Raw genomic sequence first — 25,320 nt, forward strand, 5'->3', positions numbered from 1 at the left:
CGCGATGCGACAGCAACAACGTTTTGACGAAAAAGTCATGGTGGTGACCGGAGCGGCGCAGGGCATCGGTCGCGGCGTCGCCATCGCGGCGGCACAGGAGGGGGCGATGCTGGTGCTGGTCGACCGCTCCGACTACGTGCACGAGGTGGCCGGCGAGATCAAGGCTGCCGGCGGCCGCGCCATCGTGGTCAGCGCCGACCTGGAAACCTATGCCGGGGCGCAGCAGGCGGTGACGGCGGCGCTGGACGAGTTCGGCCGCATCGACGTGCTAGTCAACAACGTCGGCGGCACCATCTGGGCCAAGCCCTACCAGGAGTACGACGAGACCCAGATCGAGGCCGAGATCCGCCGCTCGCTGTTCCCGACGCTGTGGTGCTGCCGCGCGGTACTGCCGGCGATGATCGCCCGCCGGCAGGGGGTGATCGTGAACGTGTCCTCCATCGCCACCCGCGGCATCTACCGCATTCCGTACTCGGCGGCCAAGGGTGGTGTCAACGCGCTGACCGCCAGCCTCGCCTTCGAGCATGCCGAGGATGGCATCCGCGTCAATGCGGTGGCCACCGGCGGCACCGAGGCGCCGCCGCGCAAGGTGCCGCGCAACGCGGCGGCGATGAGCGAACAGGAGGCCGGCTGGTACCAGGGCATCGTCGACCAGACCATCGCCTCCAGCCTGATGCACCGCTACGGCACGATCGCGGAGCAGGTCGCGGCGATCCTGTTCCTGGCGTCGGACGAGTCCTCCTACATCACCGGCACGGTATTGCCGGTAGGAGGTGGCGACCAGGGCTAGTGATGGTTTCTTGAGTTTCCCTTTCCTTGCTGCGCGTCTTTGGCCGTTCCCACGGCGAAGGGCGCGTCTTTTTTTTGCGCCGGCAAGGTTGGCCGCAGGCGCGGCGGCGGCAAGCGCCGCTACGATGAAACGAGCGCCGGCAGGCCCTAGTCGTGCAGCTCGGTCAGCGATACCTGTTCCGGGCGCGATTCGCGGCTGATCAGCATCACCGCCCACAGGATCAGTGCGCCGCCCAGCACTTGCGACAGGCTCAGCTGCTCGCCCAGGAACAGCCACGCCAGGATGATGGTCACCACCGGCTCGGCGGTGGAGATCAGCGAGGCCTGGGTGGCGCCGGTGCTTTGCAGGCCGGAGAGGAACAGAGCCAGCGCCGCCACCGTGCCCAGCAGCACGATGCCGAGGATGGCGCCCCAGCCGGCCGGGCTGTGCGGCGGGCGGAAGCCGTTGATGGCCAGCCACACGCCGTAGCAGCTGGCGGCGGACAGCACCACCACGCAGGCGTGGGTCAGCGGATGGCCGCCGTGCACCAGCCGGCTGCCGGCCAGGATGTACAGCGAATAGATCAGCGCGGAGGTCAGCCCCAGCAGCAGGCCCAGCGGCTGCGCCTGCAAATCCACGCCGACGGTGACCAGCAGGCCGGACAGCGCCAGGCACAGCGCCAGCAGCCGGCGACGGGTGAACGGCTCCTTCAGCAGCAGGGTGGACAGCGCCAGCACGATGGCCGGAAACAGGTACAGCAGCAGCGAAATGGTGCCGGCATTGGCGTAGTGCAGGCCGTTGAAATAACAGGCGGCCATGCCGGCGTAACCCAGGCTGCCCATCAGCACCAGCACCAGCAGCGACTGGCCGCGCGGCCACTCCAGCCGCTTGGCCAGACACCACGGCAGCAGCAGCGCGCCGGCCAGCGCAAAGCGCAGGAACAGCAGGGTGGGGGTGGAGGCGCCGTCTTCGTAGGCAAAACGGGCGAAGATGGCCATGCTGCCAAAACCGATGGCGGACAGCAGGATTTTGAGCTGGCCAAGCCAGGCGTGGGGTTGGGTGCTGGGCATGTTGGAGGTCACAGGCTAAGGGCAAAATTAAGCAATCGGGTGGCGGCAGGCGGGCGACACCGCCGCCTTGTGTCGGCTGCGGCCAACGTTACGCGACCAGAGCGTGGCCGCTTGTCGTTAGTCGACACCAGCGTGGTCGGTGCCGCTGGCGGCCGTCGCGTCCGCGGGCTCGGCAGCCGCTGCCGCGGCTTGCAGGTGCTGCAGGATCACCTGCCCGCCGCACAGGATGTCATCGCTGATGGCGCGAGCGGCGGCCGGGCCGTCATGGGCGCGGATGGCGTCCAGCACCGGGTAGTGGAAGTCGAGCATGTCGTCGCCGCCGTCACCGTAGATGTCGGCAATCAGCGGCCCCATCTGCAGCCAGATGCGGTACAGGATGCCCTGCAGAAACGGCATGCCGGCGATGTCAACCAGTGCGAAGTGAAAACGCTGGTTCAGGTCGCAGCCGCGCGCGGTGTCGCCGTCGGCCAGCGCCTGCTCGTTCTGCCGTACCAGGTCCTCCAGCAGCGCGATCTGATCGGCAGTGGCATTCTGCGCCGCCATCTCTGCGGCCAACCCTTCCAGCTTGATGCGGATGGCGCGGATCTCCAGATAGCGTTCTACCGTCATGTGCGGCACGCGGATGTCGCGCGCCGACTTCATCGCCAGCGCCTGTTCCTGTACCAGCCGCAGGATGGCATCACGCACCGGGGTGACGCTGGTGCCCAGCCGCGCCGCCAGCTCGCGGATCTTCAGCCGCTCGCCCGGCTTGAGCTTGCCCTGGATCAGGGCATTGCACAGCAGGTGGTAGACGGTGCTGCCGAGGTTGTCGTGTTCCAGCGTGTCCAGCGCGTCGGTCATGGTGGGGGGCCGTAGATTGAGTTGGCTGATTCTAGCATCGGCATTAGAAAATATGATGCATCAAACAAAAAACTGGGCGGCGCGGGCGGGGTGCAAGGTTGGCCGCATGGCTGGCCGGCCCGGTGCGGCCGCGCCCGGCGGCGACAGTCATTGCGCGGTGCAGAGCGGCGCTTGTAATTGAAAAATGCAACAAATATGATGCATCATAATTATGAAGTCGAGAAGTCGAGAAGTCGAGAAGTCGAGAAGTCGAGAAGTCGAGAAGTCGAGAAGTCGAGAAGTCGAGAAGTCGAGAAGTCGAGAAGTCGAGAAATCGAGAAATCGAGAAGTCGAGAAATCGAGAAGTCGAGAAATCGTGATGCCCCGGCATCGCCGCCAGTACCGCGCCGCCGGAATTGGCGCCGGGCTGCGCCGGGACCCGCGCCCAAGCAACCAGGAGTCTGCCATGCCGGATAAAAAGCGCTACATGCTGTTGACGGGGGCCAGCCGCGGCATCGGCCACGCCACCGTCAAGCTGTTCCAGGAACACAACTGGCACATCTTTACCGTGTCGCGGCAGCCGTTTTCCGAGGACTGCCGCTGGCCGTCGGCGCGCGCCAGCCATGTGCAGGCCGATCTGGCCGACCTGTCCTGCCTCGATGCGCTGGTGGCCGAGGTGCGCAGCCGGCTGCCGGATGGCGAGCTGCACGCGCTGGTGAACAATGCCGGCATTTCGCCCAAGGGGCCGCACGGTGCGCGGCTGGGCATTCTGGACAGCGATATGGACACCTGGGGTCGGGTGCTGAACGTCAATCTGGTGTCCACCGCGCTGCTGGCGCGGGCGCTGTTTCCGGAGCTGAAAAAAGGGCAGGGCAGCATCGTCAATGTCACCTCGATTGCCGGTTCGCGGGTGCATCCGCTTGCCGGCGTCGCCTACGCCGCGTCCAAGGCCGGGCTGGCGGCGCTGACCCGCGAGCTGGCGCATGAATTCGCGCCGCACGGCATCCGCGCCAATGCCATCGCCCCCGGCGAGATCGACACCGCCATCCTGTCGCCGGACACCGCCAAGATCGTGGAGCACGATGTGCCGATGCAGCGGCTGGGCACGCCGCACGAGGTGGCGGAGGCGATCTACTTCCTGTGCTCCAACCGTTCCTCCTATATCAATGGCTCGGAACTCCACATCAACGGAGGCCAGCATGTCTGACAGCGCCATCGACCAGCTGTTTTCCACCATGGGCAGCGCCACCACGCCCGAGGCCGCCAGCGAACTGCTGTGGCAGCACTACGGCCTGCGTGGCAGCGCCAGCGTGCTTAACAGCGAGCGCGACCAGAACTTTCACATCCACGGCGACGACGGCGCGCAGTATGTGCTGAAGCTGACCCACCCGGCGGAGGCGCGCGGCGTCACCGATTTCCAGACCCGCGCGTTGCTGCATGCCGCCAGCCGCGACCCGGCGCTGCCGATTCCGCGGGTGATGCCGCGGCTGGATGGCGCGCCGTATGCGGCGATTACCCTGCCGGATGGCACACAGCGGGTGCTGCGCCTGTTCAGCTATCTTGGCGGCCAACCTTTGCACCAGATCACGCGCAGCACTGCGCAGCGCCGCGATCTGGGGGCAACGCTGGCGCGGCTGGATCTGGCGCTCAGCGATTTTGAACACCCGTCCGCCGATCACGCGCTGCTGTGGGACATCCAGCACAGCGAGCGGCTGCAGCCGCTGCTGGCCGAGCTGCCGCCGGGGCCGCAAACCGACACCCTGGCGGCGTTCGTCGCGCATTTCCGGCGCGAGGTCCAGTCGGCGTTGGCCGGGCTGCGGCGGCAGGTGATCCACAACGACCTCAACCCCTACAACGTGCTGGTGGATGCGCAGGATCAGGTCACCACCCGCGGGCTGATCGACTTTGGCGACATGGTGCAGGCGCCGCTGATCTGCGAGCTGGCGGTGGCCTGTTCCTACCAGCTGTCCGCCACTGCCAACCCGCTGGACACCGCCGCCGAGCTGATTGCCGGCTACCACGCGCTGTACCCGCTGCAGCGCGAAGAAGTGCTGCTGCTGTACGAGTTGATCCTCACCCGGCTGTGCATGACGGTGACCATCACCGGCTGGCGCGCCAGCCGCTACCCGGAAAACAGGACCTACATCCTGCGCAACAACGGCCTGAGCTGGGACGGGCTGCAACGGCTGCAAGCCATTGGCCGCGAGCAGGCGCAGGCATTTTTGCTGCAGGTCTGCGGCATGAAAGGACAAGCATGAGCAGCAAGGACCAACGCATGGCCAATGCCTTCGACCCGGCGACCGCAGCCAGCCTGCCGGCGCGCGAGCAGGCGCTGATCCAGCGCCGGCAGCAGCTGCTGGGACAGGCCTACCGGCTGTTCTACGAGCAGCCGCTGCATGTGGTGCGCGGTGAGGGCGTGTGGCTGTACGACCCGGATGGCAACGCCTATCTGGACGTGTACAACAACGTCGCCTCGGTCGGGCACAGCCACCCGCGGGTGGTGGACGCCATCGCCCGCCAGGCGGCCACGCTGAACACCCACACCCGTTATCTCAACGACATCATCCTCGACTACGCCGAACGGCTGCTGGCGACGCTGCCGGCGGCCGTCAGTCAGGCGATGTTCACCTGTACCGGCAGCGAGGCCAACGATCTGGCGCTGCGGTTGGCGGCCAACTACAACGGCGCTGCCGGCGTGATCGTCACCAGCCATGCCTATCACGGCGTCACCAGCAGCGTGGCGGCGTGCTCGCCGGCCTTCGGCCACAACGTGCCGCTGGGCGTGCAGGTGCGCACCGTGCCGGCGCCCGACGCCTATCGCTACCCGGACGAGGACGTGGGGGCGCGTTTCACCCGCCACGTCGAGCAGGCGATTGCCGATTTGCAGCGGCACGGCATCCAGCCGGCGGCGCTGCTGGTGGATACGCTGTTTACCAGCGACGGCGTGTTTGCCGAGCCGGCGGGCTTTCTCGCCGGTGCCGTCGACGCGATCCGCGCCGCCGGCGGGCTGTTCATCGCCGACGAAGTGCAGGCCGGCTTCGCCCGCAGCGGCAGCCACTTCTGGGGTTTCCAGCGCCACGGCGTCACCCCGGACATCGTCACCATGGGCAAGCCGATGGGCAACGGCCACCCGATTGCCGGGCTGGCGGCACGGCCGGAGATCATCGACGCCTTCGGCCGAAGGGTGCGCTACTTCAATACCTTTGGCGGCAACCCGGTGTCGTGCGCCGCCGGTCTCGCGGTGCTGGACATCATCCGCGACGAGGGCCTGCAGCAGAACGCGCGCGACACCGGCGCCTATCTCAAGGCCGGCTTCGAAAGGTTGGCCGCAAGGCATGAGCTGATCGGCGATGTGCGCGGCGCCGGTTTCTTCCTCGGTGTGGAGCTGGTCAGTGATCGCGCCAGCAAGGCGCCGGCCACGGCGGAAACCGGCCGCATCGTCAACGCGCTGCGCCAGCGCCGCATCCTGCTCAGCGCCACCGGCCCGGCCGGCAACATCCTCAAGCTGCGGCCGCAGCTGCCGTTTTCGCGTGCCAACGCCGACCAGTTGCTGGCCACGCTGGACGAGGTGCTGGCCGGGCTGTAGCCGAGGGACGGCGCTGGAGTGGCGGCGGCGCCGGAAAGCCGGGCGTCCCCGTTGCCGGTTCGGGCGGGGGCGCCACTCCCTTAAAACGTCCCCACGGGGGACAAAGGGATTTGTTCGCCGAGCTTCGCGGACAAGAACTGGGCCAGTTTGTAAACCAGTTGCGCCTGCGCTTTCACCACATCGCTCACCTGGCTACCGGTCACGGCTTCCTTGGCGTGAAACACCCCGGTCAGCAACGGCCGCTCCTGTCCCTTGGCCTGCAGGCGCCAGCCCGTCTCTAGCTCGGCCTCCTTGCCGGGGGCCAGCCGGAACACTCTCACATCAAGCAGGAGCGAAAAATCGGTCCGCCCCAGGCCGGGTTGCGGCCAAGCGTACACGGTGCCCAGGCCTGACTGGCGCGACAAATCCAGGGCTAGCGCCTGCGCGAGCAGCCGCGGCAGACTGGCGACCCAGCGCTGCTCCTCGGCCAGCAGCAAGCGGCCATCCGCCTGTTCCAGCACCAGCTGGGGATGGTCGACGCCAGCGGGCAAGGTCACCGGCCCTACCAGCAGGCTGGCACCGGAAGTCAGCTTGCCCGGCGCCGGTGCGATGGCGGGGAGGTCATGGAAGGTGGCTGGCACGGAGGCACAGCCCGCTAGCACCAGGACAAGCAGGAATGCGAATCGGCATTTCATCGGGCGTCTCCTTGCTTGCCGCGGATCAGCGCTTCGGGATGACGGTCGAGATAATCGACCAGGGCACGGACACTGCGTGCGGTTTCGCTGACCTCAAGCGCGGCGTTGCGCATGTCCTGCTGCAGCGGCGAGTCGGCCTGCAGCACTTGCTGGGTGTCGTCCAGCGTCTTTTGCAGCTTGTCCAGCGTTTGCGTGGCCTGCGGCAGCATCTTGTCGTCGATGTTGCCCATCAGTTGGCGGGTGGCGGCCAGCATGCCGCGCAACTCGTGAACGGACTGGTCCAGCCCGGCGCTGATGGATTCCAGCGGCATCTTGTCCAGCTTGTGGGCAATGCGTTGCATCATGGCCTGCAGCTCTTCCAGATCGCCAGGGATGGTCGGCATCACGTCCATGTTCTGTTCGTGTCCCAGTTGTGCCGGCCTGGCGTTGCGGAAGAAGTCCAGCGCCACGAACAGCTGGCCTGTAATCAGGCTGCCGGAACGCAACTGGGCGCGCAGGCCGTTTGCCACCATTTGCTTGAGCGACAGTTGCTGGCGAAGGCTGCGCTCCTTGTCGAGATTGCTCGACATGGCCAGCAACCGGCTGGGGAAGATGCGCACATCCACCAACATGTTGAAGTCCTTGCGCGCCTTGTCCTGCTCCAGGCCGATGGCCGTCACCTCGCCAATGACAATGCCACGGAAGTCCACCGGCGCCCCCACGGAGAGGCCACGCACCGACTGCTGGAATTTGAGCCGTATCGGATACACCTCGTGATCCGCCGTGCGCATGGCCACATCGCGGGTTTCCGCCAGACCGAATACCGCGCCTGCTGCGGCGGGCTGCGCGTTCTCGTCAGAAGATGGCGACTCGAAGGCGATGCCGCCCAGCGCGATGGCCGTCAGGGACTGTGTATTCACCTTGAGCCCGTTGGCGGAAACGGAAAGGTCGACGCCGCTGGCGTGCCAGAAGCGGGTATCCGGCACCACGAAGCGGTCGTAGGGGGCGTTGATGAAGACGGTGAGGTCCAATCCCTGCCCACTCTTGTCCAGCGCGTAGGCGACCACTTGTCCTACCGGTACCCGGCGGAAGTACACCGGGGCGCCGATGTCCAGCGAGCCCAGATCGGCGGATTTCAGCACGAACTGCCTGCCCGGCAGGTCTCCGGTGATGATGGGGGGGACTTCCAGGCCGTTGAAACGCTGGCTGCTGGTCTTGCTCCGCCCCGCGTCCATGCCGATATAGGCGCCGGACAGCAGGGTGCCAAGACCGGACACGCTGCCGCCGGCGATGCGCGGCCGGACGATCCAGAAGCGGCTGTCGCTGGTGAGATAGGGCTCGGCCTCCTTGCTTATCTGCGCGGTGGCGATAATGCTCTTGCGGTCCTCGCTCACTTTGACCGAGGTCACCTCGCCGATGTCCACATCCCTGTACTTGATGCGCGTCTTGCCCGCCTCCAGTCCTTCGGCGTTGCGAAAGGCGATGGTAATGGTGGGGCCGCGCGACAGGATGGCTTGCACGGTCAGGTAGCCGCCTATCAGTGCGGCCACCACCGGGATCAGCCACACCAGCGAGGGCGACCAGCGCCGTCGTTCCTCCAGCCTGGCCTGCGGCAATGCCTGTTGCACCGGCTCGTCCGGCGCGTCGTCACGCTTGTCGATCATCATTTACCTCGATGGAGTCCCAGATGAGCCTGGGGTCGAAACACATGGCGGACAGCATGGTGAGCACCACTACCGCGCCGAAGGCCACGGCGCCGGGGCCGGCCTTGATGCTGGCCAGCGACTGCAGCTGCACCAGCGACACCAGCAGCGCCACAACATAAATATCCAGCATCGACCACGGGCCGATGGCTTCCAGTAAGCGGTACAGCCGCGTGCGTTGCCGTGGTGCCCAGCGCGAGCGGCACTGTACGGTGACCAGCAACAGCAGCATGGCCAGAATCTTGAGCAGCGGTACCAGCACGCTGGCAATGAAGACCACCAGCGCCAGCGGCCAGGAGCCGCTTTGCCAGAGGAACACCACGCCACTCATGATGGTGTCGCTCTGCGTACCGGACAGCATGGCGGTTTCCATGATGGGCAGCAGATTGGCCGGCAGATAACAGATGATGGCCGCCAGCAGGAGGGCCCAGGCGTATTCCACGCTGCGCTTCTTGCGCGCGCTCACCTCGGCGCCGCAACGCGGGCAGACGGCCGTCGCACCGGGACGCTCATCCACGCCCCGGCACAGCAGGCCGCAAGCGTGGCAATGCCACCAGCCGCGCGCGGCGGCGGAATTCAGCGGATAGCGCGACACGCTTCGTATCGCTCCCATAGCAAGGCCGCGTCGAAGCGGCTGGCACTGGTGGCCAGCAGCACGATCAGCACGAAGAACGACCACAGCCCGATGCCGGGATGCACCTGGGCCAGATGGGCCAACTTGACCAGCGACACCAGCACGCCGAGCAAGAACACTTCCACCATCCCCCAGGGGTGCACGATCCGGACCGCGCGCATCACGCGAGGGAAGCCGTACGGCACACGGCCCAGCGTCAATGGCAGCAAGAGGTAGAGCAGGGCCAGCAGCTCGATGCCCGGCAACAGCACGCCGGTGAACAGCACCAGCATGGCCACCGGCAGCATGTCCTGGTGCATCAGCTGTGAGACGGTGCCCAGCAGCGTGGTGGCGGTGCGCACTCCGCCCGCCTCCAGTCCCACCACGGGAAACAGATTGGCCAGCGCGAAGACGAACAGGGTGGCCAATACCAGCGCCAGCGAGGTCTGCGGCTGATCACCCGGCGCACGATGCAGCAGCGCGCCGCAGCGGCAGCAGACCACGTTTTGCGTGACGGCAACCGGCAGCACCTGCAGCAAGTCACATTCGTGGCAAACGGTCCTGGCGTGATGATGCGTGTCGTTTTTACTGTTTGACATCATTGGATGTTGGGCTTTTTTTGAAAAGCGGGCAGCAGATAAGACCCATTCAGATGACTGTCGCGAATGGCTTATTTGGCGAGCGCTCTCGTTGGTCTTTTTCCATGGAGTCGATCAGTAAGTCCAGCGCCGCGCTGGAGACCTTGAAAATGCCATGATAGGGCTGGGTTAATTCCAGTATCAGGAAATTTGTACTGGCAACGGCCAGCGACCCCATGAACAGCAGAAAAATGGAAAACAAGCTGGCTTCGCCGGTACAGCCATATAGGAAAAACAACAGGCATGCCCAGCCAAAAATGATAAAGAGCAACAATGACGGAACCTGGTTCGACAGATTCCTGATGATGTTGGATTGAATCGTTACAAAGTTACTGGAAAGTTGCCGGATGGCATTAATGTCATCGTGCGTTGCGCCGGGCAGGCTTTCTGCGATCTTGTTGATCTCGATCATGCCATCGATATCGTCGGAAAGATTGGCATAGCCTACCTTTTTCCAGTGCATGCCGTTCTTTTCCGGCCAGTAGCGACAATGCAGTGCGATGACAATTTCACTCAGGATGTGGCGAGAGGCATTGTCTTTGGCCTGGAGTCTCTTTAGCAACAGGTCCAGGTTGGCCAGGACGGTGACGAGCGAATTCAGGTCTGCCTGATGGCCGTTAAAGGCATTGTAGGATGACGACACCAGCAAACCCAGTACGATGGCGAATAGCGTGCCAACCAGTCCCGATATGGAACGAGCCATGTCTGTCGGAAAATCCATCTCGGGCGGGATGAAGTCATGAACGGAGATGCCTAGAATTGCGAAAAAAAGCACCATAAGCGCAACCATGGCACAGCGGCTCAGTGTACTCATAAACCACCCGTCTTGTTTTATCGTTAAAAATCCTGGTTGCTTCATTCCGGTCTGAAGCCAGGTTGCCGGCAGCAGTCAGCGGCCATGTTCATATTGAACCGAGACTGGAAGGCATTGAATATTACGGCTCGTTTCGGCAAGGGATATTCAATTTTCTCATGGGCTGTCGACAATGCCGTGTCGCGCAATCTCGCAATATTTCGCGCAATGATCACCATCCTGAAAATATGAAAAGGCATTGCCGCTGGCCGTGGCGATGGCGGAAAAACAGACTGCGGATGCGGCCCAGCATCGGTCGTGTCACCGGCCGGTGGAAGCACAAGTCGGCAGGCTTTCCAAAGAGGGGCGCTGACGTCAGCACTCGGCGTGTCCGCTTGTCCCGTCATTCGTTAAATAACTATACCGTATGGTAAAATTATGTTGGCAAAGCGGGATGGCTGTCAAGGTCTGGTCAAGGCCGGTCCGGTAGCAAGAACATGGCGTGGCAAGGTGGCGGGTTTGTGCCGGCAACGGCGGCCAGCCGGCCACCGCCAGCAGGTTCGTCCGGTGGCGATGACGGCCTCAGCCGCCCAGCAGCGCCAGCACTTCCTCGTCTTCCACCTGCGGGAAGTGACGGTAGAACTGGCCGACGGCCTGGAAGTAGTACGGCGCGTGCAGGCAGACCACCTCGTCGGCCTGCGGGCGGACCAGCTCCAGCGCGTCGGGCGAGGCCACCGGCACGGCGCAGACCAGCCGGGCCGGCTTTTGGTGGCGCAGCGCGTGCAGCGCCGCCAGCATGGTGGCGCCGGTCGCCAGGCCGTCGTCGACCACGATCACCACCCGGCCGGCGGGGTTCCGTGGCGGCCGGATCGGGGTATAGCTTTGCCGCCGCGCGCGGATGGTCGCCAGCTGGGCCTGGGTCTCGCGCTCGATGTAGTCCTGGTCGGCCCCCATCGCCGTTGCGTAGGGCGTCACGTAACGCCAGCCGCTTTCATCGACGGCGCCGATGGCGGTTTCCGCGTGGCGCGGCGAGCGCAGCTTGCGCACCAGCACGACATCCAGCTCCCCGTCCAGCTCGTCGGCGAGCAGTTTGGCCATCGGCACCGCGCCGCGCGGGATGGCCAGCAGCAGCGGGTGCCGGCCCCGGTAGGCGTGCAGCCGTGCGGCCAGCTGGCGCGCGGCATCGTCTCGGTCTTCAAACATGGTCCTGTCCGTCCGGGGTGGTGGCGCGTCCGGGCTGCAGCAGCTCGATCCTGAAATCGCTCTCGAATGGCGGCACGTGGCACTCGATGATGTCGGTCGGCGCGATCTCCAACCGGGCGCCGACCACGTCGGCGGCCAGCGGCAGGCAGCGGCCGGCCCGCTCCACCAGCACCGCGACGCGGATGGCAGCCGGCTGTTTCTGCACCAGATAGGCCAGCACCTTCAGGATGGAGTGGCCGGTGTAGAGCACGTCGTCCACGACCAGCAGGGTGTAGCCGGACAGGTCCAGCGTCGCGTGCTGCGCCTGTTCGGTGAGCTGCGTTTCCGGGTGCAGCAGGGTGAGGTCGTCGGCGTAGCGCTTGACCAGCAGGTCCAGCCGCAAGGGCGGCGCCATGCCGTGCATCGCGATCAATCGCTCGGTGAGCAGGTCGGCCAGCGGCGCGCCACGGCGGCGGATGCCGATCACCGCCACCCGCTGCCGGCCGCGCAGCAAGCCGGCGCAGTGTTCGGCCATGTTGTCGAGCAGCACGGCCAGCTGCGCCTCGTCGAACAAACAGGTTCGTAAACCGGGAGTCATGGCGGGTGTCACCTCGCGGCAAGTGGGCGTCCGCGTCCGCGGCCGCATCGAAAAGGTTGGCCGCAAGCGCGGCAGCGTCCTTGCCGGTGCGGGGTCGGTGCGGCTTGCCCTGTGTATAGCAAGCACCCCGGCCGCGGGCAAGCCGGCATCGGACGGCGCCGGCCCGGTCGCCGCCGGCGCGCATTGCGGTCCGCATGACGCCCCCTTATAAAGAACCTAGCGGCCAGATTGCCCTCCACGGGCCGCCAGCAGCCAGGAGACGTGTCATGCCGCAGCAGCCGGACCATGCCCTGATACACAAGCCCGCGTCGCTGCGGCCAGATCCCAATCTGGCCGATTACGTGCAGACCGCCGCGCGGTTCAACTGGGACGATGCGGCCAAGCTGCTGGACGGCCTGCCGGGCGGCGCGGGGCTGAACATCGCCTACGAGGCGGTGGACCGCCACCTGGCGCACGGCCGTGGCGACAGGATCGCCTTGCGCTGGCTGGGCAAGAGCGGCGCGCGGCGCGAGCTGAGCTACGCCGATCTGGCGCAGGCCAGCAACCGTTTTGCCAACGCGCTGCACGACCTGGGCGTGCAGCCGGGCGAGGGCGTGTTCCTACTGCTGGGTCGGCTGCCGGAGCTGTACGTGGCGCTGCTGGGCGCGCTCAAGGCGCGCTGCGTGGTCACGCCGCTGTTCTCGGCCTTCGGCCCGGAGCCGATCGCCACCCGCGCCGAGATGGGCGATGCGCGCGTGCTGGTCACCACGCCGGAGCTGTACCAGCGCAAGGTGCAGGGGCTACGCCAGCGGCTGTCCGGCCTGCGGCAGGTGATCGTGGTGGGCGAGGCGCCCGCCGGCGACGCCAGCCTGCACGGCTGGGACGCACTGCTGGCGGCCGCCAGCCCGGACTACACCATCGCCCCCACCGACCCGGAATCCGTCAGCCTGCTGCACTTCACCAGCGGCACCACCGGCAAGCCCAAGGGCGCCATGCACGTGCACGCGGCGGTGCTGGCGCACGCGGTGACCGGCCGCTACGCGCTGGACCTGCACGACGATGACGTGTACTGGTGCACCGCCGACCCGGGCTGGGTGACCGGCACCAGCTACGGCGTCATCGCGCCGCTGGTGTGCGGCGTGAGCAATGTGGTGGTGGAGGCGGAGTTCGACGCACAGAGCTGGTACCGCGTGCTGGCCGAGGAGCGCGTCACGGTGTGGTACACCGCGCCCACCGCCATCCGCATGATGATGAAGCTGGGCGCGGAGGCGCTGCAGGGCTTTGAGTTGTCGGCGCTGCGCTTCATGGCCAGCGTGGGCGAGCCGCTGAACCCGGAGGCGGTGCTGTGGGGGCAGCAGGCGTTCGGCCTGCCGTTCCACGACAACTGGTGGCAGACCGAGACCGGCGGCATCATGATCGCCAATTACGCCGCCATGGACATCAAGCCCGGTTCCATGGGCAAACCGCTGCCCGGCATCACCGCCGCCATCGTGCAGCGCGACAGCAGCGGCCTGCGGCTGATCGACACGCCGGACACCGACGGCGAGCTGGCGCTGAAAACACCATGGCCATCGATGATGCGCGGCTACCTGCACGAGGACGAGCGCTACCGCAAATGCTTTGTCGACGGCTGGTACCTGACCGGCGACCTGGCGCGGCGCGATGCCGACGGCTACTACTGGTTTGTCGGCCGCGCCGATGACGTGATCAAGTCGTCCGGCCACCTGATCGGCCCGTTCGAGGTGGAAAGCGCGCTGCTGGAGCACCCGGCGGTGGCCGAGGCCGGGGTGATCGGCATCCCCGACCCGATGGCCGGCGAAGTGGTGAAGGCCTTCGTGGCGCTGAAGCCGGGCTTCGCCCCGGACGAGGCGCTGCGCAGCGAGCTCTTGGGCCACGCCCGCAAGCGGCTGGGCGCGGCGGTCGCGCCCAAGCAGATCGAGTTCCGCAACAACCTGCCCAAGACCCGCAGCGGCAAGATCATGCGCCGCCTGCTGAAGGCGCGCGAGCTGGGGCTGCCGGAGGGCGATCTGTCCACCCTGGAAAGCGACGAAAAGTGAGGGCCGCCCGATGAGCGACAAACTGCACCTGGACCGTGCCGGTCTGCACCGCTTGTACCGGGAGATGCAGCGCATCCGCCGTTTCGAGGCGCGCTGCGTCGCCCTGTACCAGGCGCAGCAGATACGCGGCTTCCTGCACCTGTACGACGGGCAGGAGGCGGTGGCGGTGGGCGTGATGTCGGCGCTGGACGCCGGCGACGCGGTGCTGGCGACCTACCGCGAGCACGGACACGCGCTGGCCAAGGGCGTGCCGATGGACGCGCTGATGGCGGAGATGCTGGGCAAGGAGCAGGGCTGCTGCCGTGGCCGCGGCGGCTCCATGCACCTGTTTGATCAGTCGCGGCGCTTCTACGGCGGCAACGCCATCGTCGGCGGCGGGCTACCGCTGGCGGTGGGCATCGCGATGGCGGACAAAGCGCTGCGCCCGGGGGCGGTGACGGCGTGCTTCTTTGGCGAGGGCGCGGTGGCCGAGGGCGCGTTTCACGAAAGCCTGAACCTGGCGGCACTGTGGCAGCTGCCGCTCTTGTTCGTGTGCGAAAACAACCTGTACGCGATGGGGGTGCCGCTGGCCGAGTCCGACGCCCAGCCCGAGGTCTACCGCAAGGGCGCCGCCTACCGCGTGGCGGCGGCGCAGGTGGACGGCATGGATCCGGTCAAGGTGGCGGCTGCGGCCAGGCTGGCGGTGGCGGAACTGCGCGTCGGGCGCGGCCCCTACCTGCTGGAGTGCCGCACCTACCGCTACCGCGCGCACTCCATGTTCGATACCCAGGCCTACCGCGGCAAGGACGAAGTGGACAAGTGGCGCCAGCTGGACCCGATCGCCCGGCTGCAGGACTGGCTGCTGGCCAACCGGCAGATCAGCGCGGAAGAGCTTGCCGGCATCGATGCCGGCATCGGCGCCGAGATCGACGCGGCGGTGGCGTTTGCCGAGGCCGGCACGCCGGAGCCGCTGGCCGAGCTGACCCGCTTCGTGCTGATGGACAGCGTGGTGCAGGAGCAGACGCCATGAGTACCATCACCTATCGCGAAGCCTGCCGTCAGGCGATCCGTGCGGCACTGCAGGCCGACCCGCGCTGCTTTGTCATGGGCGAGGACGTGGGCCGCTACGGCGGTTGCTACGGTGTCACCAAGGGCCTGCTGGAGGAGTTCGGCCCGCAGCGCATCCGCGACACCCCGCTGGCGGAAAACGGCATCGCCGGCGCCGGCGTGGGCGCGGCGCTGGCCGGGCTGCGGCCGATCGTCGAAATCATGACCTGCAACTTCAGCCTGCTGGCGCTGGACCAGATCATGAACAACGCCGCCAGCCTGGCGCACATGTCCGGCGGGCAGTTCGCCGTGCCGCTGGTGATCCGCATGGCCACCGGCGGCGGCCGCCAGCTGGCGGCGCAGCACTCGCACAGCCTGGAAGGCTGGTACGCGCACATTCCGGGGCTGAAGGTGCTGGTGCCGGCCACGGTGGAAGACGCCCGCCACATGTTGGCCGCAGCACTGGCCGACCCCAACCCGGTGCTGATCTTCGAGCACATCGTGCTGTACAACGCCGAAGGCGAGCTGGATGAGGCAGTCAGCGCCGTGGACATCGAGCATGCCAAAGTGCGCCGCAGCGGCACCGACATCAGCCTGGTGACCTACGGCAACAGCCTGCCCAAGTGCCTGGCCGCCGCCGACGAACTGGCCACAGCCGGCATCCAGGCCGAGGTGATCGACCTGCGCGTGTTGCGGCCGCTGGACAGTGCCACCGTCATCGCATCGGTGCGCCGTACCCACCGCTGCCTGATCGTGGACGAAGGCTGGCGCAGCGGCTCCATCTCCGCCGAGATCGCCGCCCGCGTCGCCGACGAGGCGCTGTACGAGCTGGATGCGCCGCTGCGGCGGGTGTGCAGCGCCGAGGTGCCGGTGCCATACGCGGCGCACATGGAAGCCGCGGCGCTGCCGCAGGTGGCGGACATCGTGGCCGCCGCCCGCGCGCTGGTGTCGCCGGCGGGGTAGCGCAGATGGCCGACTTCCTGATGCCCTCGCTGGGCGCCGACATGGAGACCGGCAAGCTGGTGCAGTGGCTGGTCAAGCCCGGCGACCGCGTCAAGTTCGGCGACGTGGTGGCGGTGGTGGAGACGCACAAGGGCGCCATCGACGTAGAGATCTTCCTCGATGGCGTTATCGACAACCTGGCGCCGCTGGATCAGGAGGTGCCGGTGGGGACCGTGCTGGCCACGGTGCGGCAGAGCGGGGAAACCGCCGCACCGGCTGTGGCGGCCGTTGCTCCGGCAGCTGTTGCCGCACCGGTGCCAGTCATTACGGAGGTCAGCGCAGAGCCCGCCCGCTCTGCGGCCAACGTTGGCCGCATCCGCATCAGCCCGGCGGCGCGGCAGCGGGCGCAGCAGCTGGGCGTGGAGTTGGCGGCGCTGGCCGGGCGCGGGACAGGCGAGGGCGGCGCCGTCTGCCTGCGCGACGTCGAAGCGGCCGTGTCCAGACACCCGGCAGAGGCGACCGCCGCGACCGGCAGCGACGTGCATCGCGGTTTCGACCCGGCGCAGATGCGGCAGGCCATCGCGGCGGCGATGGGCCGCTCCAAGCGCGAGATCCCGCACTACTACCTGACCGACAGCATCGACTTCGGCGCCGCCGCGCAGTGGCTGGCGGCCTGGAACGCCGAGCGGCCGCCCGAGCAGCGGCTGCTGCCGGCGGTATTGCTGCTCAAGGCCTGCGCGCGGGCCTTGCTGGCGTATCCGCAGTTCAACGGCTTTTATGAGGACGGCGGCTTTCGGGCCGCGGCGGGCATCCATCCCGGCTGGGCCGTCTCGCTGCGCGGCGGCGGGCTGGTCGCCCCGGCCATCCACGACGCGGACCGGCAGACCCTGCCGCAGCTGATGACCGCCATGCGCGATCTGGTGCAGCGGGCGCGGGCGGGCAGCCTGCGCAGCTCGGAGCTGGCCGACCCGAGCATCACCCTGACCAACCTCGGCGAGCGCGGCGCCGAGAGCGTGCTGGGCGTGATCTACCCGCCGCAGGTCGCCATCATCGGCTTCGGCCGGGTACAGCCGCGGCCGTGGGTGGTGGACGGGCAGCTGGCGGTGCGCCCGCTGCTGAATGTGAGCCTGGCCGCCGACCACCGCGTGACCGACGGCCACCTGGGCGGGCAGCTGCTGGCCGGCATCGGCGATGCGCTGCAGCACCCGGACACGCTATGAACGCGGCACAAGGAGACGAGGCATGGACAAGGACGAGGTGATGGCGCTGGTCGGCAAGGTGCTGGCCGGCATCGCCCCAGAGGCCGATCTGGCCGGGGTCGGCGACGACGAGGACCTGCGCGCGGCGCTGGATCTGGACTCGATGGATTTTCTCAACCTCATCATCGGCCTGAGCCAGGGCAGCGGGGTGGCGATCGCCGAGAAGGACTACCCCAGGCTGTTTACGCTGCAGGGCATCCGGGATTACCTGTCCGCCTAGCTGGCCGGCCGCGCCGCTGGCCGTTGCGGCCAACCTTGGCGCTCCGTTGCCGGCCGCGTCGCCCAGCGGCAGGGCTGGCCAGGCGGCTGCGACCGCCTCACGCCCGCTGCACCAGGGCCGACAGCACGAAGCAGGTGTTGATGTTCTGCACGCCGGGCAGGGTGCTGATCTGGCTCCAGATCTGGTTGATGCGCTCGTGGGAGTCGGCCTCCAGCCGCACCATCAGGTCAATCTCGCCGCTGAGGATGGCGCAGTCCACCACCTCCGGGATCTTGGCGATGACGCTGGTGACATCGGCGCCGCGCATGCGGTCCTTGCGGTACACCAGCATCACCGCGCGTACCGAGTGCGCGTTGCCGTTGCCGGCGCGGCGGATGGTGTAGCCGGCGATCACCTTCTGGCCTTCGAGGCGGTCGATGCGTTGCCGTACCGACTGCCGCGACAGGCCCAGCCGCGTGGCCAGCGTCGCCAGCGGGATGCGGGCGTCGGCAGTCAGTTCGTCGAGGATGTGCTGGTCGAGTGCGTCGAGTTTCATGGTCGGGTCAGCTCCGGAACGGGCGGCGGTGCCGCCCGCTGGGGGTCACAGTGTGGCAAGCGCCTGCAGCACGTCGCGCTTCAGGTCTTCGACATGCTCGATGCCGACCGAGTAGCGGACGAAGTTGAGCGGGATGTCGGCGGCCTGCATCTGCGCCGGGCTCATGGTGCCGGCCCACATCGCGGCGGTGTGGATGGCCAGCGAGTCGACGCCGCCGAGGTTGCCGGCGTTGTGCGGGATCTGCAGCGCGGCGACGAAGCGCTCGGCCTCGGCGTAGCCGCCACGCACACCGAACGCCACCACGCCGCCGTAGCCCTGCATCTGCGTGCGCGCCAGCTCGTGCTGCGGGTGGCTCTCCAGCCCCGGGTAGTACACGCGCTCGACCTGCGGCTGCTGCTCCAGGAAGCGGGCCAGCGCCAGCGCATTGGCGTTGATGCGCTCGACGCGCATCGGCAGCGTGCGCAGGCCGCGCAGCAGCAGCCAGGCGTCCATCGGCGACAGCACCGCGCCCAGCGTGATGTGGGTGTGCCAGATTTCCTCGGCCAGCGCCTTGCTGGTGCAGATCACGCCGCCGCTCATGTCGTGGTGGCCGCCCAGGTATTTGGTGGCGCTGTGGATCACGATGTCCACCCCCAGATCATGCGGGCGCTGGTTGATCGGCGAGGAGAAGGTGTTGTCGGCCATGGTCAGGATGCCGTGTGCGCGGGCCACGCGGGTGACGGCGGCGATGTCGGTCAGCATCAGCACCGGGTTGACCGGGCTTTCCAGCAGGATCAGCCGGGTGTTGGGGCGGATCGCCGCTTCGAAGGCGGCGGCGTCTTCCTGTTCCACCAGTGTCACCTCGATGCCGAAGCGCGGCAGCATGTCGTCCAGCAGCTTGCTGCTGCTCATGTAGTGCCGGCGCTGGCCGATGACGTGGTCGCCGGCCTTGACCAGCGCCAGCACCGTGGTGGCGATGGCGCCCATGCCGGAGGCGGTCACCAGCGCCGTCTCGGTGCCCTCCAGCTGCGCCATCACGGTTTTCACCCGTTCGTGCACCGGGTTGCCGTAGCGGGTGTAGTTGCGCGGGTGCTGCGGCTCGCTGGACATCGCGATGAACTCGGCGCTGTCCTCGGCCTTGAACACCGCCGAGTAGTGGATGGCCGGCGCGACGCCCTTTTCGCTGCTGAGGTCGGCATCGGCATGAATCACCATGGTTTCCAGTTGATAGTCCATATTGTTCTCGCTGGGTTGGTTGCGCGCGGACGGGGTCAGCGCAGTTGGTGTCGGTTCAGGCACGCCTCGCCGTATCTGGTCAGCAGCGACAGCACGGCGGCGATCACGATGTAGAGCAGGCCGGCCAGCAGCAGCGCGTCGGTGGTGTAGGACTCGATCGACAGCCGCCGCGCCACGCCGGTGAGGTCGAGCACGGTGATGGTGCTGGCCAGCGCGGTGGACTTCAGCTGCAGCACGATCTCGTTGCCCAGCGTCGGTGCCGAGATGCCGATGGCGCGCGGCACCACGATGTACCAGGTGACCATCAGCCGGCTCATGCCGAAGGCGGTGGCGGCTTCCTTTTCGCCGGCCGGCACGCCGAGGATGCCGCCGCGGATGTCTTCCGCCATGTAGGCCGCCAGGTTCAGCGTCAGCGCCAGTAGCGCGCAGGGGAAGGCGTCGCCGACCAGCAGCCACAGTGCGGAGTCGCGCACCCACTCGAACTGGGCCAGGCCGTAGTAGAGGATGAAGATCTGCACCAGCAGCGGCGTGCCGCGAAACGCGGACATGAACAGGCGGCTGGGCAGCGCGATCCAGCGCCGCGGCGAGCTGCGCGCCACCGCCAGCGGCACCGCCAGCGCGAAGCCGAGCACGCAGGAGAGCAGCAGCAACTGCAGCGAAATCCACAGTCCGTCGAGCAGCGCCGGCCACGATTGGCTCAGCAGCGAAACAAGTTGGTCCATGAGGGTTCCTTTCACGCCGGGCTGGCATAGCCGCGGTTGGCGCGTTTTTCAAAGTAGGCAAACGCGGGGTTGGAGACGGCCAGCAGCAGCAGGTAGACCACCGCCACTGCGGCGTAGAACACGAAGGGCTGCTTGGTGAACTGCGCGGCGATGCTGGCCTTGCGCAGCATGTCCTCCAGCCCGACGATCGACACCAGCGAGGTGTCCTTCAGCAGGTTCTGCCACATGTTGTTGAGGCTGGGCAGGCAGATGCGCCACGCCTGCGGCAGCTGCACGCACCAGAAGATCTGCCAGCGCGACAGGCCGTAGGAGCGCGCCGCCTCCAGCTGCCCCCGGGGGACCGCCAGGAAGGCGCCGCGGAACACCTCGGACGCGTAGGCGCCGAACACCAGCGCCAGCGCCACCACGCCGCCGGCGAACGGGCTGAGGCTCAGCGTGCCGGCGAAGTGGGTGTTGATCAGGTTGGACAGGCCGAAGTAGCAGATCAGCAGGATCAGGAATTCGGGAATGCCGCGCAGGACGTTGCTGACCAGATAGGCGGCCTGCCGCAGCCAGGGCAGCGCCGACATCTTGGCGGCGGCGCCGGCCAGCCCCAGCAGCAGGCCGAAGCAGAGCGAGGTGAACGCCAGTTCCAGGGTCAGGCCGGCGCCTTCCAGCAGCTGGGCGCTGTAGTCGAGTAGTGCAGCCATGGGGAGTCTCCAGTGCGGGCCGCCGTGCAGGCGGCCCGTCGGGTGGGGTTATTGCGGCAGGATGCTGAACGGGAAGTAGCGCTTGTTGACGGTCTGGAAGTAGCCGTTCTGGTGCACGCCGAGAATGGCCAGGTCGAACTGCGCCTTGAGTTGGCTGTCGCCCTTGCGCACGGCGATGGCGGTGCCGGCGCCGAAGATCGCGTCGTCGCTGATGGCCTGGCCGGCAAAGGCGAAGCCCGCCTGCTGGCCACCCTTGGCCAGCCAGTCGTGGGCCACGGTGCTGTCGGCGAACACCGCCTGGATGCGGCCGGACTCCAGATCCAGCCAGGCCGAGTCCAGCGACTGGTAGACCTTGACGTTGATGCCGCTGCTGCTGGTCGGCAGGCGGTTGCGGAAATAGCTTTCATGGGTGGAGGCGGTCTGCACGCCGACGGTCTTGCCGCGCAGCGTGGCCGGCTGGTGGCTGATGCCGCTGCCTTTCTTCGCCACCAGGTGCACCGGCGCGGTGGTGAAGATGCGGCTGAAGTCCACCGACTTTTCCCGCTCCGCGGTGCGCGACATCTGCGCCAGCACCGCATCGATCTGGCGCGCCTTCAGCGCCGGGATCAGCGCGTCGAAGTCCATGGTCACCCACTGACAGGTCACCTTCATCGAGGCGCACATCTTGTTGCCGATTTCGATCTCCATCCCCTGCAGCTTGCCGGAGGCGTCCTTGTATTCGAACGGGGCGTAGTCGGCGAGGGTGCCGATGCGCACCACCTGCTGTGCGTGGGCGGTGCTGATCAGGGTCAGGGCGGTAAGGGCGGAGAACACGAGCTTTTTCATGGCGATTTCCTTTGGGTGGGGACGGCAATCACAGAATGCTGGACAGGAATTTCTGGAACCGGGGCGACTGCTGGCGGGTGAACACTTCGTCGGGGCAGCCGTCTTCTTCGATCTTGCCCTGGTGCACGAACACCACGCGGCTGGCGACCTCGCGCGCGAAGCCCATCTCGTGGGTGACCACCAGCATGGTGCGGCCGTCCTCGGCCAGCGCGCGCATCACCTTCAGCACCTCGCCCACCAGCTCCGGGTCCAGCGCCGAGGTCGGCTCGTCGAACAGCAGCACTTCCGGGTCGGTGGCCAGCGCGCGGGCGATGGCCACCCGCTGCTGCTGGCCGCCGGAGAGCTGGCCGGGGTAGGCGTGGCGCTTGCCGGCCATGCTGACCTTTTCCAGCATCGCCAGCGCCTTGGCTTCGGCTTCCTGGCGGCCCAGGCCGAGCACCTTCTGCGGCACGAACATCACGTTCTGCAGCACCGTCATGTGCGCCCACAGATTGAACTGCTGGAACACCATCGCCAGCTTGCGGCGGATGCGGGTGATCTGCCGCGGGTCGGCCAGCGTCAGGCCGCCATCGCGCGTCGCCTTCATCTCCAGATGCTCGCCGTTGATGGTCAGGCGTCCGGAGTCGGGCGTTTCCAGCAGGTTGATGCAGCGCAGCAGGGTGCTTTTGCCGGAGCCGCTGCTGCCCAGGATCGAGATCACGTCGTGCTTGTGCGCGGTGAGCGAGATGCCTTTCAGGATCTCGACGCTGCCGAAGGACTTGTGCAGGTCCTCGATGGCCAGCACCGGCGGCGGTGGCGAAAAAGCGGGATGGACTAGGGATGTCATGGGTGATCCTCTTTCTCGATTTGTGGACGTCTTTTTTTGTGTACAACTTCCGGCGGCGGCAGCGCCGCCGGTACGACGACTTGGAACCGCTTTCTAGTGCGCGCCCAGGCGCTTGCGTTTGAAACAGATCACCTTGGGCTGCGACATCTCGGCGATGGCGAAGCGCACCCCCTCGCGTCCCAGCGAGCCGTACTTGAAACCGCCGAACGGCATGCCGTCGAAGCGGAAGTCGGAGGAGTCGTTGATCATCACCCCGCCGGCCTGCAGCCGCTCCGCCACCCCCAGCGCCGTTTCCAGATGGCTGGTGAAGATGCCGGCCTGCAGGCTGCTGTCGCTATCGTTGGCCGCAGCCAGCGCGCCATCCAGATCGTCGAACGGGGCGACGATCACCACCGGCGCGAACACCTCCTCGCGCCAGACGCGGGCGGTGGTGGGCACGTCGGCGAGGATGGTCGGCGCGTACAGCGCGCCCTGGCGCTGGTGGCCGCACAGCACGGTGGCGCCCTCCGCGATCGCCTCGTCCACCCAGCTTTCGATGCGGCTGGCCTGCGCCTCGCTGATCATCGGCCCCATGTCGGTGGCCTCGTCCAGCGGGTCGCCCACCCGCATCGCGGCGGTCAGCTCGGTCAGGTAGCGGGTGAACAGCTCGTACACCGGCCGCGCGATCAGCAGGCGCTGGGTGCCGATGCAGTTCTGCCCGGCGGCCCAGAACGCGCCGGAGACGCAGGATTCGGCGGCGTCGCGCAGGTCGCAGTCGGCCATCACGATCACCGGTGCGTTGCCGCCGAGGTCCATCGCCAGTTTCTTCAGCCCCGCCTCGCGGGTGATGGCCTCGCCGCTGACCGGGCCGCCGGTGAAGCTGACCATGCGGATCGCCTTGTCGCGCACCAGCGGCGCAGCCACCTCGCTGCCGCCGTGCACCAGCTGCAGCGCATCGCGCGGCACGCCGGCCTGCCACAGGCACTCCGCCAGCCGCACCGCCGACAGCGGCGCCAGCAGCGACGGCTTGAGGATCACCGCGTTGCCGGCGGCCAGCGCCGGGCCCAGCTTGTGGGCGACCAGGTTGAGCGGGTCGTTGAACGGGGTGATGGCGAGGATCACGCCCAGCGGCTCGTGGGTGAAGTAGCCGCTGCGGTCTTCGGCACCGGCGTAGGCGTCGAACGGAATGATCTCGCCGCCGTGGCGTTTGGCTTCCTCCGCCGACAGCCGCAGCGTGTTGACGCAGCGCGCCACCTCCTTGCGGGCCTGGCGCAGCGCCTTGCCGGATTCCTGCACGATGGTGCGGGCAAACTCGGTCGTCTGTTGCTCGACCATGGTCGCGGCGCGCTGCAGCAGCTCGGCGCGCTGGTGGCGCGGCAGCGCTGCGGCCAACGTTGCGCCGTGGCGGGCGTGGCTGACGATGGCCGGCAGCGCCTCGACCGGGGTCAGCTCGACGCTGCCGACCACGCTGCCGTCAAACGGCGACTGCACTTCGCAGTGCAGCGACTGCTGTTTCAGTGGCGCGTTCATGCTTGCACCTCCTGGCCGCGGGTCTGCTCGGCCAGCTCGATCAGGTCGGAGAGCACGGCGAAGGCGGTTTCCACGCGTCCGGCGCCCGGGCCGCTGATGGTGACGCCGCCCAGCACGTCGGTGTCGAAGGTGATGGCATTGGTGACGCCGCCGATCGCCGCCAGCGGGTGGCCGGCCGGTAATTCGCGCGGCTCGACGCTGGCGCTGACGCTGCCGTCCGGCTGACGGGTGGCGGAACCGACCAGGCGCCAGCTGCGTCCGGCGGCCTGTGCGGCCTGGATGTCGCTACTGGTGAGGCCGGTGATGCCGCGGCAGGGCACGTCGGCGCGGGTCAACCCGGCCTGCCACAGCGTGTTGGCCAGGATCACCACCTTCAGCTGCACGTCGCCGCCGCCGAGGTCGGCGCTGGGGTCGGCCTCGGCGTAGCCGAGTTGCTGCGCCTCGCGCACCGCGGCGTCGAAGTCGTGGCCCTGCGCCAGCCGTTCCAGCACGAAGTTGGAGGTGCCGTTGAGGATGCCGGCAAAGCCGTTGATCTCGCAGCCGCGCAGCGTGGTGCCGATCTGGCGCAGCACCGGCGTGCCGCTCATCACCGCGCCCTCGTACTTGATGGCGGCGCCGTTGGCCGCGGCCAGGGCGGTGAGCGATTGCTGTGCCAGCGCGATCGGGCCCTTGTTGGTGGTGATCACGTGCTTGCCGTGGCTCAGCGCGGCGCGGCAGTGCGACAGCGCCGGCTCACCTGTGTGCGGGTCGGTGAAGGTGGCCTCGACCACCACGTCCACGTAGTCGGCGGTGACCAGTTCGAGGGTGGCGGCGAGGTCGATGTGTTTGCTGATGCGGGTGGCGGGGTCGCTACGCAGCGCGTCGGTGGCGAAGCCGCTGTCGGCGGTGGCCAGCAGCGCGTCAAGGTCCAGTCCCTGCGGGTTGCTGACCACGCCCAGGCGCAGGTCGGCCAGCGCGGTGATACGGATGTCGAGGTCGCCGAGCTTGCCCTGCTTTGCCTTGAGCAGGGACACCAGGCCCTGGTTCACGCCGCCGAAACCAATCAGTGCCAATCGGAAAGTCATCGCTAGATCCCTTCGTGTTCGAGTGTGG

General features: G+C 67.4%; 26 protein-coding genes. 9 read left to right on the top strand and 17 right to left on the bottom strand.

Annotation, left to right across the window (positions count from 1 at the left end; translation table 11 throughout):
• Positions 1-4 precede the first annotated feature (4 nt).
• Positions 5-790, top strand: coding sequence for a 1,6-dihydroxycyclohexa-2,4-diene-1-carboxylate dehydrogenase (locus tag IE100_RS00310; RefSeq protein ID WP_189372074.1), 786 nt, complete (start codon positions 5-7; stop codon positions 788-790).
• 146 nt (positions 791-936) lie between these two features.
• On the opposite strand, the gene IE100_RS00315 is transcribed toward IE100_RS00310, so the two are convergent.
• Both IE100_RS00315 and IE100_RS00320 read right to left on the bottom strand, forming a co-directional pair.
• On the bottom strand, positions 937-1,839 hold the full coding sequence (locus tag IE100_RS00315; RefSeq protein ID WP_189372075.1) for a DMT family transporter: 903 nt from the start codon (positions 1,837-1,839) through the stop codon (positions 937-939).
• Positions 1,840-1,956: 117 nt separating this feature from the next.
• Entirely contained in the window at positions 1,957-2,679 is a 723-nt protein-coding gene (locus IE100_RS00320) for a GntR family transcriptional regulator (RefSeq protein WP_189372076.1), read from the bottom strand.
• Between the two features lie 445 nt (positions 2,680-3,124).
• On the opposite strand from IE100_RS00320, the gene IE100_RS00325 reads away from it, so the two are divergent.
• The 3 genes from IE100_RS00325 to IE100_RS00335 are packed head-to-tail and all read left to right on the top strand — an operon-like array spanning position 3,125 to position 6,244.
• Positions 3,125-3,865 carry an SDR family NAD(P)-dependent oxidoreductase gene (locus IE100_RS00325; RefSeq protein WP_229800155.1) on the top strand — a complete coding sequence of 247 codons (741 nt, stop codon included), beginning with the start codon at positions 3,125-3,127 and terminating at the stop codon, positions 3,863-3,865.
• Entirely contained in the window at positions 3,858-4,916 is a 1,059-nt protein-coding gene (locus IE100_RS00330) for a phosphotransferase (RefSeq protein WP_189372077.1), read from the top strand. The genes IE100_RS00325 and IE100_RS00330 overlap by 8 nt, the downstream gene beginning before the upstream one ends.
• Positions 4,913-6,244: an aspartate aminotransferase family protein gene (locus IE100_RS00335; RefSeq protein ID WP_229800156.1), complete on the top strand. Its 1,332-nt coding sequence runs from the start codon at positions 4,913-4,915 to the stop codon at positions 6,242-6,244. The genes IE100_RS00330 and IE100_RS00335 overlap by 4 nt, the downstream gene beginning before the upstream one ends.
• 80 nt (positions 6,245-6,324) lie before the next feature.
• Here the strand turns inward: IE100_RS00335 and IE100_RS00340 are convergent, their stop codons facing one another.
• From IE100_RS00340 to IE100_RS00370, 7 genes are all read right to left on the bottom strand, one after another.
• Complete coding sequence (locus IE100_RS00340) at positions 6,325-6,918, bottom strand: PqiC family protein (protein WP_189372078.1); 594 nt, start codon at positions 6,916-6,918, stop codon at positions 6,325-6,327.
• Complete coding sequence (locus IE100_RS00345; RefSeq protein ID WP_229800157.1) at positions 6,915-8,564, bottom strand: PqiB family protein; 1,650 nt, start codon at positions 8,562-8,564, stop codon at positions 6,915-6,917. Before IE100_RS00345 ends, IE100_RS00340 begins: the two co-directional genes overlap by 4 nt.
• Positions 8,545-9,195, bottom strand: coding sequence for a paraquat-inducible protein A (locus IE100_RS00350; protein ID WP_229800158.1), 651 nt, complete (start codon positions 9,193-9,195; stop codon positions 8,545-8,547). The genes IE100_RS00345 and IE100_RS00350 overlap by 20 nt, the downstream gene beginning before the upstream one ends.
• Positions 9,177-9,743: a paraquat-inducible protein A gene (locus tag IE100_RS00355; RefSeq protein WP_229800196.1), complete on the bottom strand. Its 567-nt coding sequence runs from the start codon at positions 9,741-9,743 to the stop codon at positions 9,177-9,179. The genes IE100_RS00350 and IE100_RS00355 overlap by 19 nt, the downstream gene beginning before the upstream one ends.
• A gap of 118 nt (positions 9,744-9,861) precedes the next feature.
• Entirely contained in the window at positions 9,862-10,665 is an 804-nt protein-coding gene (locus tag IE100_RS00360) for a bestrophin-like domain (protein ID WP_189372081.1), read from the bottom strand.
• Between the two features lie 561 nt (positions 10,666-11,226).
• Positions 11,227-11,847: a phosphoribosyltransferase gene (locus IE100_RS00365; protein ID WP_189372082.1), complete on the bottom strand. Its 621-nt coding sequence runs from the start codon at positions 11,845-11,847 to the stop codon at positions 11,227-11,229.
• Positions 11,840-12,424 carry a phosphoribosyltransferase family protein gene (locus tag IE100_RS00370; RefSeq protein ID WP_189372083.1) on the bottom strand — a complete coding sequence of 195 codons (585 nt, stop codon included), beginning with the start codon at positions 12,422-12,424 and terminating at the stop codon, positions 11,840-11,842. The genes IE100_RS00365 and IE100_RS00370 overlap by 8 nt, the downstream gene beginning before the upstream one ends.
• Positions 12,425-12,690: 266 nt before the next feature.
• Here IE100_RS00370 and acsA point away from each other — a divergent pair, with 266 nt between their 5' ends.
• From acsA to IE100_RS00395, 5 genes are read left to right on the top strand one after another with little or no spacing between them, the layout of a single operon-like run.
• The gene (acsA, locus tag IE100_RS00375; RefSeq protein WP_189372084.1) at positions 12,691-14,460 is read left to right on the top strand and encodes an acetate--CoA ligase; all 1,770 of its coding nucleotides are present in this window, start codon (positions 12,691-12,693) and stop codon (positions 14,458-14,460) included.
• Between the two features lie 10 nt (positions 14,461-14,470).
• Positions 14,471-15,469, top strand: coding sequence for a pyruvate dehydrogenase (acetyl-transferring) E1 component subunit alpha (gene pdhA, locus IE100_RS00380; protein ID WP_189372085.1), 999 nt, complete (start codon positions 14,471-14,473; stop codon positions 15,467-15,469).
• Positions 15,466-16,449 carry an alpha-ketoacid dehydrogenase subunit beta gene (locus tag IE100_RS00385; protein WP_189372086.1) on the top strand — a complete coding sequence of 328 codons (984 nt, stop codon included), beginning with the start codon at positions 15,466-15,468 and terminating at the stop codon, positions 16,447-16,449. The genes pdhA and IE100_RS00385 overlap by 4 nt, the downstream gene beginning before the upstream one ends.
• A gap of 5 nt (positions 16,450-16,454) precedes the next feature.
• The gene (locus IE100_RS00390; protein ID WP_189372087.1) at positions 16,455-17,648 is read left to right on the top strand and encodes a dihydrolipoamide acetyltransferase family protein; all 1,194 of its coding nucleotides are present in this window, start codon (positions 16,455-16,457) and stop codon (positions 17,646-17,648) included.
• Positions 17,649-17,670: 22 nt separating this feature from the next.
• Positions 17,671-17,907 (top strand): acyl carrier protein, encoded by a 237-nt coding sequence (locus tag IE100_RS00395; protein ID WP_189372088.1) that lies wholly within the window; start codon positions 17,671-17,673, stop codon positions 17,905-17,907.
• 97 nt (positions 17,908-18,004) lie between these two features.
• Here the strand turns inward: IE100_RS00395 and IE100_RS00400 are convergent, their stop codons facing one another.
• The 8 genes from IE100_RS00400 to IE100_RS00435 form a co-directional block, all read right to left on the bottom strand.
• Entirely contained in the window at positions 18,005-18,442 is a 438-nt protein-coding gene (locus tag IE100_RS00400) for an Lrp/AsnC family transcriptional regulator (RefSeq protein WP_189372089.1), read from the bottom strand.
• Positions 18,443-18,487: 45 nt separating this feature from the next.
• Positions 18,488-19,657 (bottom strand): trans-sulfuration enzyme family protein, encoded by a 1,170-nt coding sequence (locus tag IE100_RS00405; RefSeq protein ID WP_189372090.1) that lies wholly within the window; start codon positions 19,655-19,657, stop codon positions 18,488-18,490.
• A 35-nt stretch (positions 19,658-19,692) separates the two neighbouring features.
• Positions 19,693-20,379, bottom strand: a complete 687-nt coding sequence (locus IE100_RS00410) for an ABC transporter permease (protein WP_189372091.1) — start codon at positions 20,377-20,379, stop codon at positions 19,693-19,695.
• 11 nt (positions 20,380-20,390) lie between these two features.
• Complete coding sequence (locus tag IE100_RS00415) at positions 20,391-21,068, bottom strand: ABC transporter permease (protein ID WP_189372092.1); 678 nt, start codon at positions 21,066-21,068, stop codon at positions 20,391-20,393.
• Positions 21,069-21,116: 48 nt separating this feature from the next.
• Positions 21,117-21,893 carry an ABC transporter substrate-binding protein gene (locus IE100_RS00420; RefSeq protein ID WP_189372093.1) on the bottom strand — a complete coding sequence of 259 codons (777 nt, stop codon included), beginning with the start codon at positions 21,891-21,893 and terminating at the stop codon, positions 21,117-21,119.
• Positions 21,894-21,921: 28 nt separating this feature from the next.
• A complete protein-coding gene (locus tag IE100_RS00425; protein ID WP_189372094.1) occupies positions 21,922-22,719 on the bottom strand; it encodes an ABC transporter ATP-binding protein in 798 nt (265 codons plus the stop codon).
• A 93-nt stretch (positions 22,720-22,812) separates the two neighbouring features.
• Positions 22,813-24,228: an aldehyde dehydrogenase family protein gene (locus tag IE100_RS00430; protein WP_189372095.1), complete on the bottom strand. Its 1,416-nt coding sequence runs from the start codon at positions 24,226-24,228 to the stop codon at positions 22,813-22,815.
• A complete protein-coding gene (locus IE100_RS00435) occupies positions 24,225-25,292 on the bottom strand; it encodes a homoserine dehydrogenase (RefSeq protein WP_189372096.1) in 1,068 nt (355 codons plus the stop codon). The genes IE100_RS00430 and IE100_RS00435 overlap by 4 nt, the downstream gene beginning before the upstream one ends.
• Positions 25,293-25,320 lie beyond the last annotated feature (28 nt).

The sequence above is a fragment of the Vogesella alkaliphila genome, from assembly GCF_014652475.1.
Taxonomy (GTDB): Bacteria; Pseudomonadota; Gammaproteobacteria; order Burkholderiales; family Chromobacteriaceae; genus Vogesella; species Vogesella alkaliphila.

Coding starts and splice junctions, on each gene's coding strand:
- IE100_RS00310 (WP_189372074.1), top strand. CDS start 5: ATGCGACAGCAACAACGTTTTGACGAAAAAGTCATGGTGGTGACCGGA.
- IE100_RS00315 (WP_189372075.1), bottom strand. CDS start 1,839: ATGCCCAGCACCCAACCCCACGCCTGGCTTGGCCAGCTCAAAATCCTG.
- IE100_RS00320 (WP_189372076.1), bottom strand. CDS start 2,679: ATGACCGACGCGCTGGACACGCTGGAACACGACAACCTCGGCAGCACC.
- IE100_RS00325 (WP_229800155.1), top strand. CDS start 3,125: ATGCCGGATAAAAAGCGCTACATGCTGTTGACGGGGGCCAGCCGCGGC.
- IE100_RS00330 (WP_189372077.1), top strand. CDS start 3,858: ATGTCTGACAGCGCCATCGACCAGCTGTTTTCCACCATGGGCAGCGCC.
- IE100_RS00335 (WP_229800156.1), top strand. CDS start 4,913: ATGAGCAGCAAGGACCAACGCATGGCCAATGCCTTCGACCCGGCGACC.
- IE100_RS00340 (WP_189372078.1), bottom strand. CDS start 6,918: ATGAAATGCCGATTCGCATTCCTGCTTGTCCTGGTGCTAGCGGGCTGT.
- IE100_RS00345 (WP_229800157.1), bottom strand. CDS start 8,564: ATGATGATCGACAAGCGTGACGACGCGCCGGACGAGCCGGTGCAACAG.
- IE100_RS00360 (WP_189372081.1), bottom strand. CDS start 10,665: ATGAGTACACTGAGCCGCTGTGCCATGGTTGCGCTTATGGTGCTTTTT.
- IE100_RS00365 (WP_189372082.1), bottom strand. CDS start 11,847: ATGTTTGAAGACCGAGACGATGCCGCGCGCCAGCTGGCCGCACGGCTG.
- IE100_RS00370 (WP_189372083.1), bottom strand. CDS start 12,424: ATGACTCCCGGTTTACGAACCTGTTTGTTCGACGAGGCGCAGCTGGCC.
- acsA (WP_189372084.1), top strand. CDS start 12,691: ATGCCGCAGCAGCCGGACCATGCCCTGATACACAAGCCCGCGTCGCTG.
- pdhA (WP_189372085.1), top strand. CDS start 14,471: ATGAGCGACAAACTGCACCTGGACCGTGCCGGTCTGCACCGCTTGTAC.
- IE100_RS00385 (WP_189372086.1), top strand. CDS start 15,466: ATGAGTACCATCACCTATCGCGAAGCCTGCCGTCAGGCGATCCGTGCG.
- IE100_RS00390 (WP_189372087.1), top strand. CDS start 16,455: ATGGCCGACTTCCTGATGCCCTCGCTGGGCGCCGACATGGAGACCGGC.
- IE100_RS00395 (WP_189372088.1), top strand. CDS start 17,671: ATGGACAAGGACGAGGTGATGGCGCTGGTCGGCAAGGTGCTGGCCGGC.
- IE100_RS00400 (WP_189372089.1), bottom strand. CDS start 18,442: ATGAAACTCGACGCACTCGACCAGCACATCCTCGACGAACTGACTGCC.
- IE100_RS00405 (WP_189372090.1), bottom strand. CDS start 19,657: ATGGACTATCAACTGGAAACCATGGTGATTCATGCCGATGCCGACCTC.
- IE100_RS00410 (WP_189372091.1), bottom strand. CDS start 20,379: ATGGACCAACTTGTTTCGCTGCTGAGCCAATCGTGGCCGGCGCTGCTC.
- IE100_RS00415 (WP_189372092.1), bottom strand. CDS start 21,068: ATGGCTGCACTACTCGACTACAGCGCCCAGCTGCTGGAAGGCGCCGGC.
- IE100_RS00420 (WP_189372093.1), bottom strand. CDS start 21,893: ATGAAAAAGCTCGTGTTCTCCGCCCTTACCGCCCTGACCCTGATCAGC.
- IE100_RS00425 (WP_189372094.1), bottom strand. CDS start 22,719: ATGACATCCCTAGTCCATCCCGCTTTTTCGCCACCGCCGCCGGTGCTG.
- IE100_RS00430 (WP_189372095.1), bottom strand. CDS start 24,228: ATGAACGCGCCACTGAAACAGCAGTCGCTGCACTGCGAAGTGCAGTCG.
- IE100_RS00435 (WP_189372096.1), bottom strand. CDS start 25,292: ATGACTTTCCGATTGGCACTGATTGGTTTCGGCGGCGTGAACCAGGGC.